General features: G+C 53.1%; 16 protein-coding genes. 8 read left to right on the top strand and 8 right to left on the bottom strand.

The genetic code is table 11. From position 1 onward, the window contains the following. Positions 1-31 precede the first annotated feature (31 nt). The gene (locus MK110_14325) at positions 32-1,174 is read right to left on the bottom strand and encodes a PP2C family protein-serine/threonine phosphatase (GenBank protein MCH2212478.1); all 1,143 of its coding nucleotides are present in this window, start codon (positions 1,172-1,174) and stop codon (positions 32-34) included. 523 nt (positions 1,175-1,697) lie between these two features. Here MK110_14325 and MK110_14320 point away from each other — a divergent pair. Then, complete coding sequence (locus tag MK110_14320) at positions 1,698-2,759, top strand: hypothetical protein (protein MCH2212477.1); 1,062 nt, start codon at positions 1,698-1,700, stop codon at positions 2,757-2,759. Positions 2,760-2,943: 184 nt separating this feature from the next. On the opposite strand, the gene MK110_14315 is transcribed toward MK110_14320, so the two are convergent. Beyond that, positions 2,944-3,288 carry an FHA domain-containing protein gene (locus MK110_14315; protein ID MCH2212476.1) on the bottom strand — a complete coding sequence of 115 codons (345 nt, stop codon included), beginning with the start codon at positions 3,286-3,288 and terminating at the stop codon, positions 2,944-2,946. 610 nt (positions 3,289-3,898) lie between these two features. Next, positions 3,899-4,507, bottom strand: a complete 609-nt coding sequence (gene rpsD, locus MK110_14310; protein ID MCH2212475.1) for a 30S ribosomal protein S4 — start codon at positions 4,505-4,507, stop codon at positions 3,899-3,901. A 355-nt stretch (positions 4,508-4,862) separates the two neighbouring features. Here rpsD and MK110_14305 point away from each other — a divergent pair, with 355 nt between their 5' ends. Then, a complete protein-coding gene (locus MK110_14305) occupies positions 4,863-5,876 on the top strand; it encodes a ferrochelatase (GenBank protein ID MCH2212474.1) in 1,014 nt (337 codons plus the stop codon). A 108-nt stretch (positions 5,877-5,984) separates the two neighbouring features. Here the strand turns inward: MK110_14305 and MK110_14300 are convergent, their stop codons facing one another. The 3 genes from MK110_14300 to MK110_14290 are packed head-to-tail and all read right to left on the bottom strand — an operon-like array spanning position 5,985 to position 8,883. Further along, positions 5,985-6,512: a hypothetical protein gene (locus MK110_14300; GenBank protein MCH2212473.1), complete on the bottom strand. Its 528-nt coding sequence runs from the start codon at positions 6,510-6,512 to the stop codon at positions 5,985-5,987. After that, positions 6,509-6,901 (bottom strand): hypothetical protein, encoded by a 393-nt coding sequence (locus MK110_14295; GenBank protein ID MCH2212472.1) that lies wholly within the window; start codon positions 6,899-6,901, stop codon positions 6,509-6,511. Before MK110_14295 ends, MK110_14300 begins: the two co-directional genes overlap by 4 nt. A gap of 5 nt (positions 6,902-6,906) precedes the next feature. After that, positions 6,907-8,883 carry a sigma-54-dependent Fis family transcriptional regulator gene (locus MK110_14290; GenBank protein ID MCH2212471.1) on the bottom strand — a complete coding sequence of 659 codons (1,977 nt, stop codon included), beginning with the start codon at positions 8,881-8,883 and terminating at the stop codon, positions 6,907-6,909. A 239-nt stretch (positions 8,884-9,122) separates the two neighbouring features. Here MK110_14290 and MK110_14285 point away from each other — a divergent pair, with 239 nt between their 5' ends. Next, positions 9,123-9,380, top strand: coding sequence for a hypothetical protein (locus MK110_14285; protein ID MCH2212470.1), 258 nt, complete (start codon positions 9,123-9,125; stop codon positions 9,378-9,380). 41 nt (positions 9,381-9,421) lie between these two features. Here MK110_14285 and MK110_14280 read toward each other — a convergent pair whose 3' ends face one another. Further along, a complete protein-coding gene (locus tag MK110_14280; protein ID MCH2212469.1) occupies positions 9,422-10,258 on the bottom strand; it encodes a M48 family metallopeptidase in 837 nt (278 codons plus the stop codon). Positions 10,259-10,394: 136 nt separating this feature from the next. Between MK110_14280 and truA the strand changes: the two genes are divergently transcribed. The 5 genes from truA to MK110_14255 all read left to right on the top strand — a co-directional run bounded on the left by truA (position 10,395) and on the right by MK110_14255 (position 16,107). Continuing rightward, positions 10,395-11,315 carry a tRNA pseudouridine(38-40) synthase TruA gene (truA, locus tag MK110_14275; protein MCH2212468.1) on the top strand — a complete coding sequence of 307 codons (921 nt, stop codon included), beginning with the start codon at positions 10,395-10,397 and terminating at the stop codon, positions 11,313-11,315. A gap of 350 nt (positions 11,316-11,665) precedes the next feature. After that, positions 11,666-11,848 carry a hypothetical protein gene (locus MK110_14270; protein MCH2212467.1) on the top strand — a complete coding sequence of 61 codons (183 nt, stop codon included), beginning with the start codon at positions 11,666-11,668 and terminating at the stop codon, positions 11,846-11,848. Between the two features lie 84 nt (positions 11,849-11,932). After that, positions 11,933-13,264 carry a histidine--tRNA ligase gene (gene hisS / locus MK110_14265; GenBank protein MCH2212466.1) on the top strand — a complete coding sequence of 444 codons (1,332 nt, stop codon included), beginning with the start codon at positions 11,933-11,935 and terminating at the stop codon, positions 13,262-13,264. Positions 13,265-13,869: 605 nt separating this feature from the next. Further along, positions 13,870-14,100, top strand: a complete 231-nt coding sequence (acpP, locus tag MK110_14260; protein ID MCH2212465.1) for an acyl carrier protein — start codon at positions 13,870-13,872, stop codon at positions 14,098-14,100. Positions 14,101-14,856: 756 nt separating this feature from the next. Continuing rightward, positions 14,857-16,107, top strand: a complete 1,251-nt coding sequence (locus MK110_14255) for a beta-ketoacyl-[acyl-carrier-protein] synthase family protein (protein ID MCH2212464.1) — start codon at positions 14,857-14,859, stop codon at positions 16,105-16,107. 198 nt (positions 16,108-16,305) lie between these two features. Here MK110_14255 and MK110_14250 read toward each other — a convergent pair whose 3' ends face one another. Further along, complete coding sequence (locus MK110_14250) at positions 16,306-18,021, bottom strand: hypothetical protein (GenBank protein ID MCH2212463.1); 1,716 nt, start codon at positions 18,019-18,021, stop codon at positions 16,306-16,308. Positions 18,022-18,165: the final 144 nt, after the last annotated feature.

The raw sequence follows: 18,165 nt of genomic DNA, 5'->3' as shown, positions 1-18,165 counted from the left end.
ACGAAAACCCAGTCCGTCGGGGCAGTTAAACTCAGCGACGAACCACAACAACGGCAGTCACATCATCCTCCTGGGGGGCATGATCAGCAAACTGCCGCACCGAGTCGATGAGCGCCCGAACAATCTGCTCCGCAGATTGTTCGCGGTTCTGTCGAAAACACTCAAACATTCGATTGTGACCGTACAATTCTCCGGACGGTGATTTTGTTTCCGGAATTCCGTCGCTTACCAGCAGCAGTGAGTCACCCTTCTTCATTTGGACCGAGTCAGCCGTACTCAGATCTGCATCACTCAGCACTCCCAGCGGAGGCCGTTCCATCCCTAGTGTTCTCACATTCCCGTCTTCTGTGAAGAAATATCCGTTCTGCCCGGCATTACTGTAAACCAGTGTCCCAGTTTTCGGCTCGATACCGGCTGCAAACATGGTAACGAACCAACCCCGTTCAAGATCGTCTGACAGCGAGCGATTGGCCGAACTGAGAATGTCACCAATGTTGGATGAGGCCTGGGCCAATGCGCGAAGAAGCGCACGGGTAGTTGCCATCAGAAGCGCCGGACCGGTTCCGTGCCCCGTAACATCCGCAATCACGACACAAAGAGTACCGTCGTTCATTTTGATATAGTCAAAGTAGTCGCCACTCGTCCATTGTGCAGCCGTGCACTGGCCGGAAATGTCAAATCCCGGGATGTCCGGAGATCTGCGGGGCAATAGTCTTTGCTGGATCTGCTGTGCCAGGCGCAGTTCAGCATCTGTTGCCCGGACGACCGACTCCAGTTCCTTCTTTTCCTTCTTAAGCAACGATTCCGCTTTTGCGGCACCGATGAACAACGGTTCGATCAGTGCCACTCCTCCCAGAAACAGAACAGACGCCAACAAAGCCGATACCATCAACGTGTTCAGACAGGAGACCCAGCCCGAAGACGAGATACCGATCTGCAGTTGCCCGTCTGCCTGCAGTGGACCGTCTGTTTCCCAAAAGATCAGCAAAACAGCGAACTGCATGATTGCGAGCAGTACGGAAGACGCAGAAATCAAAGCCCACGCAGAATATCTTCGGTAACGTGCGTTAATCCGCAAAGAAAGACATGTGGCGACCAGCTGTGCCAAAATGGAACCGATCAACACAACTTTAAAGGCCATATTGAAACCCGTTCTGCCTGTCGGCAGATTCATTTAACTTTACTCAGGCTGACTTCCGAATACGCTGAGAGCTTCATTTTCAAATCTCGAACCTGTAACCACTCTCCGTACAAAGAAATTTACAGAGCGTCGACCGTTACCTGATATTAAATCAGTACCGAATCCCAAAGTTTTCGCCCTCGTCCAAACAGTGGACGAAGACATCTGCTTCCTTGTCGCATCGAGCGCAATTCGAACTTTTGTAGTATACACAACAGGACCAGACCGTGTGATTCCTTTCAGAAACCGATCCAGAAGTGACAGTGTGCCCTTGATAAATCCGACGGTGTCATGGTGGCGGACCAGGTCAGCCGGTGGATTTCTCAAACTGAATGAGCTGCGATTGAACAGTAGAAGGACCGTTCTCTGCGTTTTGTTTGTGTCTGCGGTTTGCAGCACAGTACATCGACAGGCGGCAGCCACAGATTTGTCTGCAGCCGATCAGCAGCCTGATTCGGCACATCAAATCACTGACCCGGCGGAAATTCGACAACGCAACAATGCGGAATATGTTGATGTGACAATCCGGACAACGATTCCGCAACGGTTCGAAATGTATGATCCGCGTTCGGAACAGGCACTCGCTGACCTCAAGGCGATGGGATTCACTCAGGTCATACTGGACCGGCCAAACCTTCACTCGGCTGCCACCTCTTTGGGGCTGGATGTGGTGCTTGCCAACTGGTGGACACAGGACACCAAGCCTGACGAAATCCAATCCGGACTGGAACGCGCCCGGGCAGTTGCACCGGATCGACTCATCGGTTTCAGTGTGATGGACGAACCGGGCCGAAATGCGCCTGACACTCCGTTTGGCTTTTACGTTGATCTTTACAACGAACTGAAACCCGCATTCGAACAGGAGATGCCCGGCACGCGTCTGGAAATCTCTCACTGGGGTCCGATGGCGGGCTGGGATGAGGATTATTACAACTATTTTTCATATTTATACGAAGCGGCGGATGTCATGCGGATCATGCCCTATCCCGACCTGGGTGAAGCACCGCTTGACGATGTGTTCTTCATGATCCAGCGCAGCCAAAGAATGATGCAGATTGCTCGGCGCAAACTACCCCTGGTGGTCATTTTGCAAACGTGGCTCCTGCCACCAAATGGCAAACTTCCGGAGATTGATGAACTTCGCGTCATGGCAATGCAGGTGATGTTGTCAGGCGCCGACACGTTGTCCTTCTTTGAATACAACCGGGAAATCTGGGACCGGACACCGGAGTTTCACAACCAGTTTCAGAGTCTGATGCTGGAGTTGACCAGCTTCAGCCGGCGTTACCGTAACTACAGCGTGGAAACCACCATCACGGAACACGGGATCCTGAACTCAACGCTTCGGTCCCCGACAGGTGCAATCACTCGGATGACCGTCAATACGCAACGATACGACGTCGGGGTGCTTAAACGGCTCGAGATCCAAAAAACCAGCGTGGGTTCACGAAACCATTGTCAACCACAGCCGCACTACCGTTGCGTTGTGAATCAACGCTCAGGTCGCCGCTGTGTACACTCAACCATGACATGTAAACGGCACAGGCAGCTTCGTTGTCGTCCACGGCTTCACAAATGATGTCGGTAATCGTGATGGCGAGCAATGGTACAAGTAATCGGACCGTCCCTCGCCGAAAGAAATACCAAAATTCAGTTGTGAGCGAATCGGGCAACGTCCTGTTTTCCTGAACAGATACAGGAAAAACAATGATCAAAGCACAGACCAACACCACACCTCTCTGCGCACCGCGGGTCCGGGAACATCAGGACTTAAGAGTGAATTCCGGAGGCGTGGTCCCATCATTCCGATTCAGTTCAAACAAAACCGTCAATTCTGTTTCACCAATGCTGATTGTGTCCTGATGCTGAAGCTGTGTCGGACCGGAAATTCGTCTACCGTTAACTGTTGTCCCGGTGCGACTGTTCAGGTCTGTGACCTCCAGTCGTCCGTTGACAAATGCGATCACACAGTGCTTCGGGCTGACAGACGTGTCCTCAAATAATCGAAGACTGCATTGAATTGATCGCCCAACGTGAATCTCACCCTGCCGTGAGATCGGATAGGTGACAGCATTACCCCGAATCCACGCTTGTTCCTTCTGGATCATCAGATCAGAACCCACTTTGGATGAGAGACAGAACGTAATCCGACGGATTCTTTGGTATCCAACTAGTCTCGCCACAGACACCGTAATGGTATGCGTTGCCACTCTGCATGTATAGAACAGGCAAATAATCGTCACACAGGATCTGTTTACCGGCTAACAGTATCAATCTCTGCGGAGATCCGAAGCCGGCCCGGCAGCCAAACCAGATATCTGATGTGCAGAACGCAAATCAACCGTGAGTGTTCCCTGATGGCCGGCCGACGGCACAACGCCCCCGATTACAGCAAACGCGTCACCAAAGCGTTATTCTTTGGGACCGACGGACGTGACGAAACTACAGAGACTCAACAGCCTCTTTGACCAGGCTCATAACATGGTGCGCTCGTCTGCGACCAAGCCACACCTCCGATGAGGTTGACTCCAGGATAACAGAACCGGAAAGTTTATCGGTGAACCGGAGCGAGAAATGCCTGTTTTGCGTGCTCGCTGTGAAGCCGCATTACCGGTTTCGTTACGACACAGCCCTCGTACGGAACAGGGGTCGCTGACTGAAACTGCGTGATTCTCATCACGCAGTTTCAATGCCAGTGCTTCCGCAACCCAAGGACCATTAACGCGACAGGAACGCCACAATCTGTCCCACATCCACTCGAAGTGTGACATCGTCATATGTTGGGGCAGCAGTAACAGTAGCCGTTAATGTTCCCGGATCGAAATTGATCCAGTTGCTCTGTGGAGCTGTAGATGATTCTACAACCTGCTTGTACAGCTTCTGCACATTGGGACGACTTCGCAGTGAAACTACATCGCCTGCTCTAACCATCATGCCGGGTGTATTGACAGTAATCCCGTTGACTTGAAAGTGACGGTGAACGATCCCCTGTCGAGCCTGGGGACGCGTCAGGGTAAACCCTGCCCGACGCACAAGGTTGTCGAGCCGAGCCTCACAAATCAGCAGGAGCTGTTCACCGGTATTGCCTTTCATGCGACGAGCTTTGGAAAAGTACCGGTTCAGCTGTCGGTCACGAAGTCCGTAAAAAAACTTGATCTTTTGTTTTTCCGCCAGACCAATGCCATAATTGGTTGGTTTTTTTCGCCGGCGGTGCATGCCCGGCGGATACTCTTTTCGCTCCAGCGCTTTGATACTGCCACTGGATTCGTAAACATTGACGCCAAGGCGTCGATTAATGCGTCCCTTTGGACCTGTGTAACGTCCCATTTTGTTCCGGAACTTTCAAAAATGTACAGGCTCCGTACCGTCGCTGCGTCACACACGCACCAACCGTCTTCTCAGATACCAATGGCGATGCGACTCACCACAGACGTACTCGACAGACAGACATTTTGAAAATGTCTGCGTACAGAGAGATTATTTTCCGGCAGAACCATGAAAGAGACCGACGGAATAAGTCCGGGAGAGTACCCACACGTCGGTCGATAATCAACAGTAGCCATGTTTGTTCACATTGGGAGCAACAACCCAGGCAGGTCCCGGCAACAGCACTCAAAGCATCCCTGCAGGAATTACGGCAGCAGGAATGCTGTTCCCTTAAGCTGCCGTCAGGTGGAATTTGATGCAGATTGAACATTATGACGCACTGTTGATTCAGTCCTTCGGTGGTCCGGAACACCAGGACGATGTCATTCCCTTTCTTGAGAATGTACTGCGCGGTCGTAACGTGCCTCGTCAACGTCTGCTTGAGGTGGCCGACCACTACCGAAAGTTCGGCGGGATAAGCCCCATTAATCAACAGTGTCGTGACCTGATTGCCGCTCTGAAGCAGGAACTACAGACACACCATATCGATCTTCCTATTTACTGGGGTAACCGCAACTGGAACCCAATGCTGGATGCAACATTCCAGGAGATGCAGGACCATGGAGTAAAGCGAGTCTTGAGTTTCGTGACGTCCGCATTCAGCAGCTATTCGGGATGTCGTCAGTACCGTGAGGACGTTATCCGATTCCGATCCGCAGTTGACGCGGACGAAATCAAGGTCGACAAGCTCAGAGTGTTCTACAACCATCCGGATTTCATCGAAGTCGTTGCGGACTGTGTTCATCAGGCAATTGTCGCACTGGATCTCAACCATTTGCCGATGGTCGTATTCACAGCCCACAGCATTCCAAGCGGGATGGCCGCTGCCTGTGACTATGAGCAACAGCTGCGTGAAAGCTGCTCTCTGGTCGCAAACCATCTGGATCTGCCGACAGACAAATGGGCACTTGTGTACCAGAGTCGCAGCGGACGCCCTCAGGATCCGTGGCTGGATCCCGACATTTGCGACTTCATCGAAACACTTCACAGTCAAGGCATTTGCGATCTGGTCCTCTCACCTATTGGCTTCATCTCAGATCACATGGAAGTCCTGTTCGATCTGGACACCGAAGCTCGCAACGTCTGTGAACGCCTGAACATCAATATGCGTCGTGCTTCCACCCCGGGAATCCACCCACAATTCATCAGGATGGTACGCAAACTGTTTCAGGAGCGACTCAGCGGCACAGAACGGGAAGCGATCGGCCGGTTTCCGGCGAATCATGATGTTTGTCCTGAGGATTGTTGCTTCTCCGGACGTCCGGCGTGAAGTCGGTTCGGGACCCAAAGGCCGCAAGCGGATCCGGGCAGTCGCAGTGCCACCACAGGTATTGTAACGGGCAACGAACATCTACCCGGTTCACAGAAACTTTCCACCTCAACCTGCAGCGGTGGTCACCGGATCAAGCAATGCTCCTACCGCGATCACGCCAAAGACGCCCGCAAAAAGAAGCACCGAAAGGACGGTCCCGCATATCGCGACAGTCTTCGGTCGATTTGGAACAAACAAACCGATCACACACAACACCAGTCCCGTGAGATTCAGTACGAATGTCGCAATTCCCAGCAGCAACACCTGAAAACGTTGCCCTTCAAGCGCTGCCCTGGTGAGTTCCGCATGCACCGCTAACTGTTCGTCCATTTCCGGATTGAATTCAGGAACCTCAGTTGACCGCAAATCCTGACCGCTGCCGCCGCCTGACCGGACATCTCCAGGCATTCCCTCAGATAACCTTGATGAATCATTCTGCTCCGGAAGCTGAGTCGCGGCCACGAACAACAGCGCACACAACAGTCCGGCCAGCAATGTGAGAATTAAACCGATCGTAGCAACTGTGTTGCCGGCCGTTTCAGCAGCCGTTCGGACACTGACGTTCGCATCCGGCGGACGCGTGGAACTGTTCACTGCTGAGCTCCAGCGGCCAGGGCTGTGAGCAGGAACACGAAGGTCAGAAACGCACCGGTGAAAAATGACAGGATCAACCCCACAATGGCGGGAGTTTTAGGTTCAGCGCTGACACTGCCGTAGATGGAAAAAAACAGTGCCGAGAGAGTTGCGACACAACTGATAATCAGCAGTCCTACGATCAGCCAGCGCTGCCCGGGACTGGATGCCACATCGCTGAATACGCGACGGCCGACAGCACTTTCAGTAATCCCCAGCCAAAGTCCGTGCATCAGAAGCTGGATGAAGCTCAGAACCAATCCAAAAAATCCCGGTTGATTCGATCTCCACTGTGCAATGACGCCAGGTTCCCGGGAAGATCGCTGAGTTTGATCTGGCAGTGCCCCCACAGACATTACTCCTCACCGTCCACTTCAGACATGCCCAGTTGTTTCATCTTTCGGTAAAGATTCGAGCGATGCAGACCCAGCAGTTTGGCGGCCTCCGTCATGTTCTCCTTCACCTGGTGAATACTGCGTCTGATGAAATCTCTCTGAAATGCACGTGTGGCCTTCTCGAGACCCAGTTCCAGTGACGGAAGTTTTCCGGTTTCGTCTTCCGGACTGAGAATGAAAGCCAGATCATCAACATCCACTTTGTCGTTCGGACACAGAAAAGCAACACGTTCCATGAGATTTCGCAGTTCACGAATGTTTCCCGGCCACTGATGAGTCTGCAAACGACGACGGGCTTCGTTGGTAAACTGAAGATCAGCCCGTCTGGCCTGAGCGGAAAACCCGGCAATGAAATATTCCGCAAGCGGGAGAATATCCTCAGGTCGGTCGCGCAGAGCCGGCAGGTCCAGCGTGACCACACTCAATCGATAATACAGGTCCTCACGAAAGCGTTTTTCCCGCACAGATTCTGGCAGATTCGCGTTTGTGGCCGCGATGATGCGGACGTCAATCGGTATGGCCTGAGATCCACCGACGCGTGTGATCAGTTTTTGTTCAAGCACTCTGAGAAGTTTGGCCTGACCACCGGGACTCATGTCTCCAATTTCGTCCAGAAAAAGTGTTCCTCCATCGGCGAGTTCGAATTTACCCTTTCGGGTATCCCGAGCATCTGTAAACGCCCCCTGTTCATGTCCAAACAGTTCACTTTCCAGCAGGCTCTCTGTGAGAGCAGCACAGTTTACCGCAACAAACGGAGACAGAGCCCGATCTCCCTGATAGTGCAGACTCTGCGCCGCAACCTCCTTTCCGGTTCCACTTTCACCTAAAATCAATACCGGAAGGTCGGTCGACGCCAGTCGACGAATCGTATCCCGAAGTGCACTAATGGCAGAACTTTCGCCAATGATCTCAACGGCGCTTGTCACCCGCTCTGCCAACTGGTCCCGACTCCGATGAAGAAGACTGCGTTCCCGCAGGTTGCGCAGTGCAACAGCGGCCTGAGTACCGAGTTGCTGCAGACATTCAACGTCTTCCGACGTAAAATCGAGGGCATGATTTCGGTTAATTCCCTCAAACGCTCCTACGATTGTGCCGTCGGAGTCCTTCAGGGGCACACAGACAAGATTGCGAGTGCGATAGCCGCTATCACGATCCACCGCCTGATTGAAACGAGGATCAGCATAAGCGTCATTGACGGTTACTGCAGATCCCGTTCTCAATGTCTCGCCCACGATTCCTTCGCTGGCCGGAACCCGAAGAGAGGAACCAGGGACTCCGAGAGCCGGTCGAGCCTCAACCTCATCTCTTTCCCGATCCCACAGAAAGATACTGCTGCGATCACAATCCAGCAGTCGGGCTGCCTCTGCCGCGATAAGTTCCAGCAGCGGCGCTGTTTCCTCGTTCACGGACAGGCGTGATGCAATATCCAGCGTGGACCGCAAACGATCCACCTGTCTGTATGACTCTCCCTGTCGCAGCGCCAGGGGAATCGCAATGTTCATGCCCCGGACAAGCATAGTTATGGGCAAACCCAGTTCTGCCACACTTCTGCGACTACAACCCACAATCAGCCGCCCTACGCCACAATCAGTGATCGGTAGAGCAAACTGACACACTGAGGATGTCAGAAAACCAACACACTCCCGCTCAGACACAGAATCCCAAAGCTGAAAGGGACATGTCTCCGGAGCACGACCAAACTCGGCAACCGTTTCCCAGTCGGGTCCAGGAACTCGCCGAACAATCGCCAGCCAGGTTGCATTAAGTTCACCAGCAAACACAGCACACTGGTTTTCAAGAAATTCGAGAACATCCGTGGCATTTACGGCAGCTCCCTGCAGCCGGCCAAACAGTTCCAACAGTGCCGGAAGTTCGCTGGTTTTGTCGGGTTGAAACGTGTCCTCCACACGAATCCATTGTATCTCGTTGTTAGACATGCGCTAGCTCCCATCCTGCGGTTCTCTCCGGCGAGGCAAGCCGGGGCTGGCACCATCCCTGGAATGTTGTGGCTTTCATAGCAGATTGCGATGAGGAAATAAGCCGTTTTCCGTTTGACTGTGTCGCGTTGTGTTCTGACAAAATGTGACAGACAGGGATCAAATTGACCGTTTCACTCCCAAACTGGACCTTTTGCTCCACCACCGTGACAACAAAGACACGGACTGATGCGGTCTAATTGACACCACCACCCGCGATGCGCCATCGAGATGATGTCGCGAAGATTAGTCGCAGAGATCAAAAAGTCAACTGGCTGGTAAGTAAGGCTCGAGAGACTCAGTATTCCGACACACAAATCCAGTTGCCGGCATCCGAGACCAGCACCTGGAGTCCACCAAAACATCTGTCCGCAGCAACACGCCGCCTGTGTTTTGTGGAAATATCGATGCAGACGGTTCCATGGCCGTCTGCACCGCCCACGTTTGAGTGTGTGTAACAACGGGCAACCGGAATTGACGGACCGTAGTCATCCGGTAACTACTGATCGATGGACTCTCCCAGACCGTATTTCTTATCCGCCTGTTCATAGAGCCGCATGGCCTCAGGTAAACGTTCCCGCAGACTTTGGGAGCGTCTGGAATCCGAGGGATGGGTCGACATGAATTCCAAGGGACTGTCTCCCCCCTTAAGACCTGCAAAGCGTTCCCAAAACTCAGGAGCGGCGGACGGATCGTAGCCAGCTTCTGCCATTAATCTGATCCCGATGGAGTCGGCTTCCAGCTCATGTTTGCGACTGTAGGGCAGGATGGCACCGTATTCAGATCCAATGCTGAACGCAGTCAGGGCAATCTTTTTCTTTTGGTCATCCTGATCCTGTAGTAGTCGTCCGACGGCCTGCTGACCCAGATTCTGCGCCATCTTGTGACTCATACGTTCCCCACCATGACGAGCGATGGCGTGGGCAACTTCGTGAGACATCACAACAGCTAAACCGGCTTCCGTCTGACAGACCGACAGCATTCCGGTATAAACGGCGACTTTGCCTCCAGGAAGACAGAATGCATTTTGAGTGTCGGATTCGATGACCTTGAATTCCCAGTCAAAACCCGGACGATCGGCCACGGTGGCAATTCGGTTTCCCACTCGCTGCACCAGTTGATTGTACCGGTCGTTCCTTGAAAGAGGTTCTTTTTCCAGAACCTCTTTGTACGCTGTTAACCCCAGTTGGTTTTCCTCAGCCTCCGAAATCGTCAACAGCTGACGTCGACCTGTCACCGGTACAGAGGAACACCCCACAAACATGATTGCGCCGGACAGGCCGACAAAGAAAAGCAGAAACAACAATCCTACCGATGAGTGTCGTAATCCAGGCATTGTCACATCCGTGTGATTGCGTACAGGTCCCTGAGTCAGTTCAAGTGCTGACCAGCTGAACCAACGAGTTATCAGCAATTTATTGCTGTAGTGCAGAGTTCCGCAAGAGAACCTCAGCCTCCGATTTTCTGTCAACATGGCAATTCCCGATGAGTCAAATGCTCCACAGGCGAACATTGCCGATACCTCCGCCGGGATGCGTCGAATGCCCATGCCAACGCAAAACATCATGCTGACCGTGGCCTACGACGGTACGAATTACTGCGGATGGCAGGTACAGCCAAACGGTCGCACTGTGCAGCAGTGCGTTGAGTCGTCGATTACCCGGCTCACAGGCGAAACCGTGCGAATTCTTTGTGCCGGCCGTACGGACTCCGGCGTTCACGCTCTTGGCCAGGTGGCCAGTTTCCGGACTGAGTCGAAGATTCCGGCAAAGCAGTTTAGACGCGGACTGCAGCGTTACCTGCCGGAAGACATCACCATTATAAAATCGGTGCGGGTCTCCGATGAATTTCATGCCACATTCTCTGCCAGGCGGAAGCGTTACCGCTATCTGATCTGGGACGGCCCGGTACTTCCACCGGGATTACGTCATCACGTGTATCAAACTCGACGGGCAATCAAAATTGAGCCGATGGTGGCATCCCTGAAGGCCCTGCGGGGCACTCATGACTTTCGCTGTTTCGAAACAAATTATCCCAACAAAAAGACCAGTGAGCGAACAATTATGGATGCAACCATTGAGCGTTGTCCGGCTCCTGTCTTTTGGACCGGGGTCGATTTCTGGCCCACCGATGCCCGTCCGCACGAAGCACCCCAGTCACCGCTTATCAGTTTTGAAGTCGAAGCTGACGGGTTCCTCTACAATATGGTGCGAGCCATTGTGGGCACACTGCTGCGAATCGGGAACGGCCAGCGATCTGTAGAATATTTGGGTGAAGTCATTATGAGTCAGAATCGCAGCATGGCCGGCACAACGGCTCCTGCACACGGTTTGTACCTTGTGGAGGTGGACTATCCTTCTGAGCTACTCACAGTGCCCGACAAAACCCCCTGAGATTCATGATCGCGGCAAAGACCATAAAGCCCGAAGCCTGAAAACGGCCAGGGGCGGCCCGGTCGGGACGTTTCAATTTCGGATCTCAGTAAGACGAAAGGCCGTGACAGGCTAATTCGCCCGAGCTTCGCTTTCTACTATGTGTATGTGATAGTCATCGGAACGGCCGTATCTCCAGGAATTGTAAGAATCGCAGACTCGGGCTGTGTCGCTGAACTTGTATGTGACCGCATACTGCAGAGTCCCGTGATGGATCCAATCACCAGAATGGTAACCGTCAGCACCACTTCCGACGACCATATCATACCAGCAGCGTCATCCCATAAGTGTGTGATGCAATGTAACATCAGTTGTCACACCTGGGAGACACCGAAAAGGAAACCGGACTGTTTGTCGGTTTGGCTAATATTTATCTCAGCACCATCACCGCTGAGTTACCGAGCAACAAATCTCTATATTTGGCCATTCAGATTCAATGGAAGGCATTGGCGATATCGATCGCTGCGGATCTCGACCAAAATCCCTACGAATGAATGCCAATTTTCCAGAGATGGCTAAACTGTCACGCAACGTCCGTTGATCCCCACTCACATGTCCGCGAATTGAACAAACCGTCAATGGCCAGCAAAAATGTTAAACCTCTGCGAGGTTTCCGTGATTTTTTACCCGACCAGATGATTGCCCGTGAGTATCTCGTTGATACGGCACGCCGAGTATATCGCAGCTATGGGTTCGCTCCGATTGACACACCGGCGCTGGAATATGCAGAGGTGTTGGTGGGTCAGGGCGGTGAGGAGTCAGACAAACAGGTATTTCGATTTACCGACCAGGGAGATCGCGATGTCGCGATGCGCTTCGATCTCACCGTCCCCCTGGCCCGTTATGCAGCCAGGCACATTCAGGAAATTGGCACACCGTTCCGGCGGTACCATATAGCTCCGGTGTGGCGCGGTGAACGACCGGCGCGGGGTCGTTACCGTGAATTCATGCAGTGTGATTTTGATACCATCGGCACTGCCAGTAATACTGCCGACATTGAAACCCTGCTGGTGATCAACGATTTGTTTGATGCCATCGGCATCGATCGTTTTACTGTACGAGTCAACAATCGCAAAGTACTTAACGGCTTTCTGGAAAAACGACAGCTGCAGGAGTTTGCATCAGGGATCCTGAGGTGCCTCGACAAAATGGACAAAATTGGCCGTGACGCGGTCGCCGCTGAGATGCAGGAGCGCGTCAAACTCAGCACATCCGACGTCGCTGGTGTGCTGGATATGGCCCAGGTAACCGGAAAACCCGAGGCTGTCCTTTCACAACTGGACGGTATCCTGAAAGGCAGTCCGACAGGTGAAGAAGGACTGAGTCACCTTGAGGAACTGTTCAAAACAGTTCGTGGCTGCCGACTTCCGGAAGACCGTGTGCGTCTGGATGTATCGATTGCCAGAGGCCTCGATTACTATACAGGAACCATCTATGAAACCATTCTCAATGACCTTCCGACAATCGGCAGTGTCTGTTCCGGTGGTCGCTACGATGATCTTGCATCAAAATTCACGTCTCGCCAACTGCCAGGCGTTGGAGCAAGCCTGGGCCTGGATCGAATGCTGGCGGCAATGGACGAACTTGGCATGACAGCCGGAAAATCCACACCCGCCAATGTGCTGATTACCATGTTTGCCAGGGAACATCTGGTGGAATATCAGCGAACCGCCGGAATGTTGCGTGGCAGCGGAATTGGTGTGGAAGTCTATCCGGAGGAGGGAAAGATCGGTCGTCAGCTCAAATATGCCGATCGACGGGGATTCGCGTTAGCTTTGATTGCCGGCACAGACGAGTTAGCTGCCGGAACATGGCAGGTCAAAGTCATGCACTCCGGAGATCAGACGGAAGTCGCCACTGAAGTCCTCGCTGATACCATTCGCGAAATTCTTTCCGAAACCGGAGATTAGGCTGCCTGGCGTAAAACAACGGCCGTACCGGACAATCAGGCAGGACTGCGAAATCGCGTCAGGCCTGCGACCGGTTTCGTACATTTTTATCACCAGTGGACAGGACGAATCCGGCAGGCATCCGGTTTGCCTGGTGCCTGGTCCTGCCTCGCGATGTGCCGTAAAAACCGGTCATTTTTTCTACACCACAGGAGTGGCCGACCGGAACAGTGAGTGCGACACGGCGTTTTGGCGGTGATTGCCTCCAGAATCGAAAGAAATTCAATACCGTCCGTGGCAAAAACGTTACCAGGGACCGACTACTGACTTCGCCGTCCGGCACTCGGACCACAACCTGCACGAACAATCCACTGAACGACCGCTGAATCACCTATCTCACGCACACCGTCGGGTTTACAGGCTTTCATAAACCCTGTATATGTTCGTCGCCTTCGCACGCTTCACGGTCTGCGGTGCGTCCTGTCTTCAACGGACAGGACTCGGTTACCCCGACGCATCAGGATTGCTTCGTATTGTCCGCTCAGCCGTCGAAGGCTCTTGATTCCTGGTTCCTGCAAACACTTTACCGAGCTCATACAGTCGGGATTTGAACGGAGGTTATTTCAGTGTCCAACGAAGAAAAAATTATCGGAATCGTGAGTGATCAACTCGACTCTCCGCGGGAAGATATTTCACGGTCGAGTTCGTTCGTTGACGATCTCAAAGCCGATTCACTGGATATCGTCGAACTGGTGATGGCTCTGGAAGACGAGTTCGACATCAAGATTCCCGATGAAGACTACGACAAGATTGCAACCGTTGGAGACGTGATCGAATATGTCGGCTCCAAATCATAATCTGGTACGGTCAGCGAATTGTAGTGACCGGAACTCCCGGTATGACATCGCCGGAACGTGAGTCCCGGAAGCTTGAGACGTGCCTGCAGCAACAGCATGTGACGTCAGAGAATTCCAGGTCAGGTTTGAACGGCAGACTTTGCCCATGTGCTCGTGAACCTCTGAGTTGACACGAATTTTACCGTTTCCCTGCTTTGACACGTTCTCGTTCACACGGCCCGCAAAGCCAGTAATGATTTCAGGAGAATTTTCTCCACAGGCGAATCATTTCTCTATGATTCACCTGCGGTTAAGGATGCAAACTCCTGCACTTTACTTAGTCTTCGATGACGGAATAGTTTCTCTTTCGGTTAACTTCAACAGGGCAAACCCGGCCCGTCAGGCTGACCGTCTATTGAATACTGCAGAATACGGCAGAATACGGCACAGAAAAGACAATAGCGGGAGTGTTGCTGAACAGCAGATTAACTGCGGAGGTCACAATGAAGATTGTATGCTGAGAGAATACCTTTGATTTTGACATCGTCGACATGTCAGAATTGGATGTGGTGTTCAATTCGGAAACCGACGGAAGTTCGGTAAACTGACCGACCGGGTGCGTATTATTGTAAACACGGCGAGCAGCACAGCATGATCCTCGGTCGCCCCGTCGAATGACAGTGTTCCTTCTGAAAAGAGTTTGTGCTGCCGCTGGCAGCGGATTAACCCATCATGACGCAAAGTGGCTCTGACGACGTTGTGATAACCGGAGTGGGAATGTTCTCACCGATCGGCACTGGAGCCGATCGATTCAAGGCCGGACTCGCAGCGGGTGTACCTGGTTTTCGACGTACGGAACGACTTTCCTATATCAGTTCGCCCGACTGCGTGTGCGGTGAAGTGGAAGGGTTCTCTGACGCAACCGCCCGAAAGAAGCATCTGCGCCCTTTACGGAAAAGCGTCAAACTGATGTGTCGGGACATTCAGCTGGGCGTGGCTGCAGCGTTACAGGCCATGGAAAATGCAGGATTGGAAAAAGGCTCCTATGCTCCGGAACGCACAGGAGTGTCTTTCGGGGCAAACCTGATGTCGACTCCCCCGGAGGTACTGGCAGGCGGAGTGACCAAATGTCTCAATGACTCCGGGAACTTCGATTACGATCTCTGGGGCACAGAGGGACTTCGGGGAATGGAGCCTCTCTGGCTTTTGTGTTATCTGCCCAACATGCCTGGCTGTCACATCGGGATCGCTCTGGATGCCCGCGGCCCAAATAATTCCATCACGCACGACGAAGCCGCCGGCGGGCTGGCAATTGGCGAAGCGATGGGAGCCATCCGGCGGGGCCGGGCTGACATTATGCTCACCGGCGTAACGGGAACACGGCTCCACAATGTCAAAACGGCGCAATCATACAAGTGGGACGTTCTGGCAGAAGGACCTCCGGAATCCCGTTGCCGACCACTGGACGCGACCCGTAACGGTGAAGTCGTGGCTGAAGCGTCCTGTACACTGGTTCTGGAGTCTCGTGCGCATGCTGAGAAACGTGGAGCTAATCTCCTGGGAACAGTGCTTAGCTGCGGAAACAGTTGCGTCCAGTCACTGAACGGCCAGCCGGATGAGCAGCGAGCGGTTGAACAGGCAGTGGATTCGGCACTCCGAGCCGCCGGAATGACTCCCGATGAACTCGGTCACGTCAACCTCGGGGCATCGGGGCACCCAAAACGTGATCTATTTGAAGCTCAGGCCGTACGTAACGTTCTCGGTGATCGGGCAGACATAACGCCGGTGACAGCGCCAAAGAGTTATATTGGCAGCGCGGCCAGCGGATCTTCCCTGACAGAACTGGCAGCATCACTTCTTACACTGCAGGACGGTGAGATCATTCGCACGCTGAACTGTGGAAATCCGGACCCGCTGTCGCCTCAAAATGTGGTGAGTGAACAAAACCAGCCTACCAGTAATCGAGTATTCCTTAAGACAAGTGTCACCCGTATGGGGCAGGCCAGCGCCGTTCTGATTCGGGCTTAGAATCAGCTGAACGAGCGGGGGCCCGATCAGGACAACACTGATATCAGGACAACACTGATGACGGCGTCCAGAAAACGAACTGCGACCTGACACCTGTGCCAGAAACACCAGACCACACGTCATCCGGCTGCCCCAGACTCCAGCAGCGTTCAAACCTCACTTCAGAAGCAACGTCCCGTAAAACAGAGAACACCGCGGTCACGCTGCGGGGCGCTGCAGATCTTCAAGTGATTCGACAGACGGCCTTCGGTCGAATCCACTTCGCCGAAGGCTTTCCAGTTCATCCAGCAGAGATCGAATTTTCGTTTCCGATCTGATGCACTCCCTCTCACGCTGAGTCCGCAATTCATCAAGTTCTTTCTTCAGCTGCACCTGTTCGGCCGCTGGTTCCGACGGTGAAATCGCGGGAGTCGACAGTAAAGCGTCCTGATTCTGTTCGAACCATTCTTCCAGCTGTTTTCGATCAATTCGAAATGCGGCGCGATCTTCTTTCAGCTGAGTGATCTGAGATTCAACTTCCTGACGTTCCTTACGGATTCGCTGATGTAATTCGTCAAAAAATCCCTGTAACGATTCGCGTGCCTTTCTTTGCCGGACAGTTACTTCGGCTGCCGACTCCTCTGTCTGCAAAGTCCCCTGGACTTCTTCCAGAATGATTCGCAGTTCCAGCAGATCGCGCTGCTGAGCATCAAGATCGGATCTCAGTCGACTGAGCTGCCTGGTCTTCTCAGCATGACGCTGTGTCGATCGCGAAATCGATTCCTCCTGAAGAACGACCTGCCGAGACCGTTCGTCCAGTTCCTGATTAACAGCATCCCGATGTTCCTGCATCTGCCGTTGCTGCCGTCGAATATCCATCTCTGACGCCGTTCGACTGCGTTCGATCAATCGCAGTTCGCGTCCAAGTGATGCTTCTCTTTCGTCCTGCAGCGTTCTGATACGGCTGAGTTGCCCCAACTGCATTCGATGCTGTTCCAGAAAACCATGACGTTCAGCCCTGAAGCTCTGCTGATCGCGACGGAATTGCCGAACTTCTTCATCAAAATCGTTTCGGGCACGGGCGAGATGTTCAAACTGGAAACGATATCGACGCTGGAGATTCGTCTGTTCCGTGAGCAGGGTCTGACGACGTTTCTCTAATTCATCCCGCAGTCGTGACTGCTCGTGCGAAATCTGCTCACCCAACAGTTCACGCTGCTGCTGCAGATTTTCAGCTTCTTCACTCAGCTGATCACGCTCCAGTTCGCAACGTTCATTCCATTCCTGCTGTTCACGCTGCAACTGACTAAATTCGGAACTAAATTCTTCACGGACACGGTCACGCAGGGATTCTCGTTCCTGTTCAATTTCAAGCTGAGCCTGTGACTCACGCTCCTCGAAAGACGCTTCCAGTTCGGTTTGGCGCCTTTCCAGAGCATCTCGCTGTTCATTCAGAGTTTTCCGCTGCGTACGGAGCTCGTCACGGTCAGGTTCCAGTTCAGAACTGAGTTTTTGCCGCAGCTGAACACGTTCCTCCTCCAGATCCTGACCGGCACTGTCAAGATGCGCACGTCCCTCTTCCAGGCTTTGCGCCAATTTTTGAAGTCGGACGGTCTCATCGTCGAGTTGTGCTCGAATTTGCCGTTGTTCGCTCCGATCACGGGCCACCTGTTTCGCAAATTCGCCGGCTCTGATTTCAAAAGCCGTTCGGTCCGCCTGCAGCTGACTCTGTTGACCTGTAATTTCGGTCTGACGAGTCTGCAGCTCAGCAAAACGAGCATGCAAAGATTCTGCGGCCTGGCTGGCCTGAATCAGCAATTGCATCGGATCTTCTGCCGGAACAGAATCGGCGCACAGCGGTTCACAGGGCAGATCTGATCCGCCTTGCGGAATCGCGGCACTCTGATCGGGCACCGACTGATCATCATTTGACACGTTTCGGGACTCCTTCCCAAAACATTGGCTGTAATGACAATGACCCAGGCTGACAACAGCCGCATACAGGAATCACTCGCTTCTGCACGGCCTCAGTGATCATAGAGGAAACACGTCTTCCGACTGCAGCCCAATTTGATCATT

The sequence above is a fragment of the Fuerstiella sp. genome, assembly GCA_022447225.1.
In the GTDB taxonomy this organism is placed as follows: Bacteria; Planctomycetota; Planctomycetia; order Planctomycetales; family Planctomycetaceae; genus S139-18.
This window is presented reverse-complemented; position numbering and strand designations above follow the sequence as displayed.

Excerpts from the sequence above, each read along its gene's own strand:
- MK110_14325 (MCH2212478.1), bottom strand. The coding sequence starts at position 1,174 with ATGAATCTGCCGACAGGCAGAACGGGTTTCAATATGGCCTTTAAAGTT.
- MK110_14315 (MCH2212476.1), bottom strand. The coding sequence starts at position 3,288 with ATGATCCAGAAGGAACAAGCGTGGATTCGGGGTAATGCTGTCACCTAT.
- rpsD (MCH2212475.1), bottom strand. The coding sequence starts at position 4,507 with ATGGGACGTTACACAGGTCCAAAGGGACGCATTAATCGACGCCTTGGC.
- MK110_14305 (MCH2212474.1), top strand. The coding sequence starts at position 4,863 with ATGCAGATTGAACATTATGACGCACTGTTGATTCAGTCCTTCGGTGGT.
- MK110_14290 (MCH2212471.1), bottom strand. The coding sequence starts at position 8,883 with ATGTCTAACAACGAGATACAATGGATTCGTGTGGAGGACACGTTTCAA.
- MK110_14280 (MCH2212469.1), bottom strand. The coding sequence starts at position 10,258 with ATGCCTGGATTACGACACTCATCGGTAGGATTGTTGTTTCTGCTTTTC.
- truA (MCH2212468.1), top strand. The coding sequence starts at position 10,395 with ATGGCAATTCCCGATGAGTCAAATGCTCCACAGGCGAACATTGCCGAT.
- hisS (MCH2212466.1), top strand. The coding sequence starts at position 11,933 with ATGGCCAGCAAAAATGTTAAACCTCTGCGAGGTTTCCGTGATTTTTTA.
- MK110_14255 (MCH2212464.1), top strand. The coding sequence starts at position 14,857 with ATGTTCTCACCGATCGGCACTGGAGCCGATCGATTCAAGGCCGGACTC.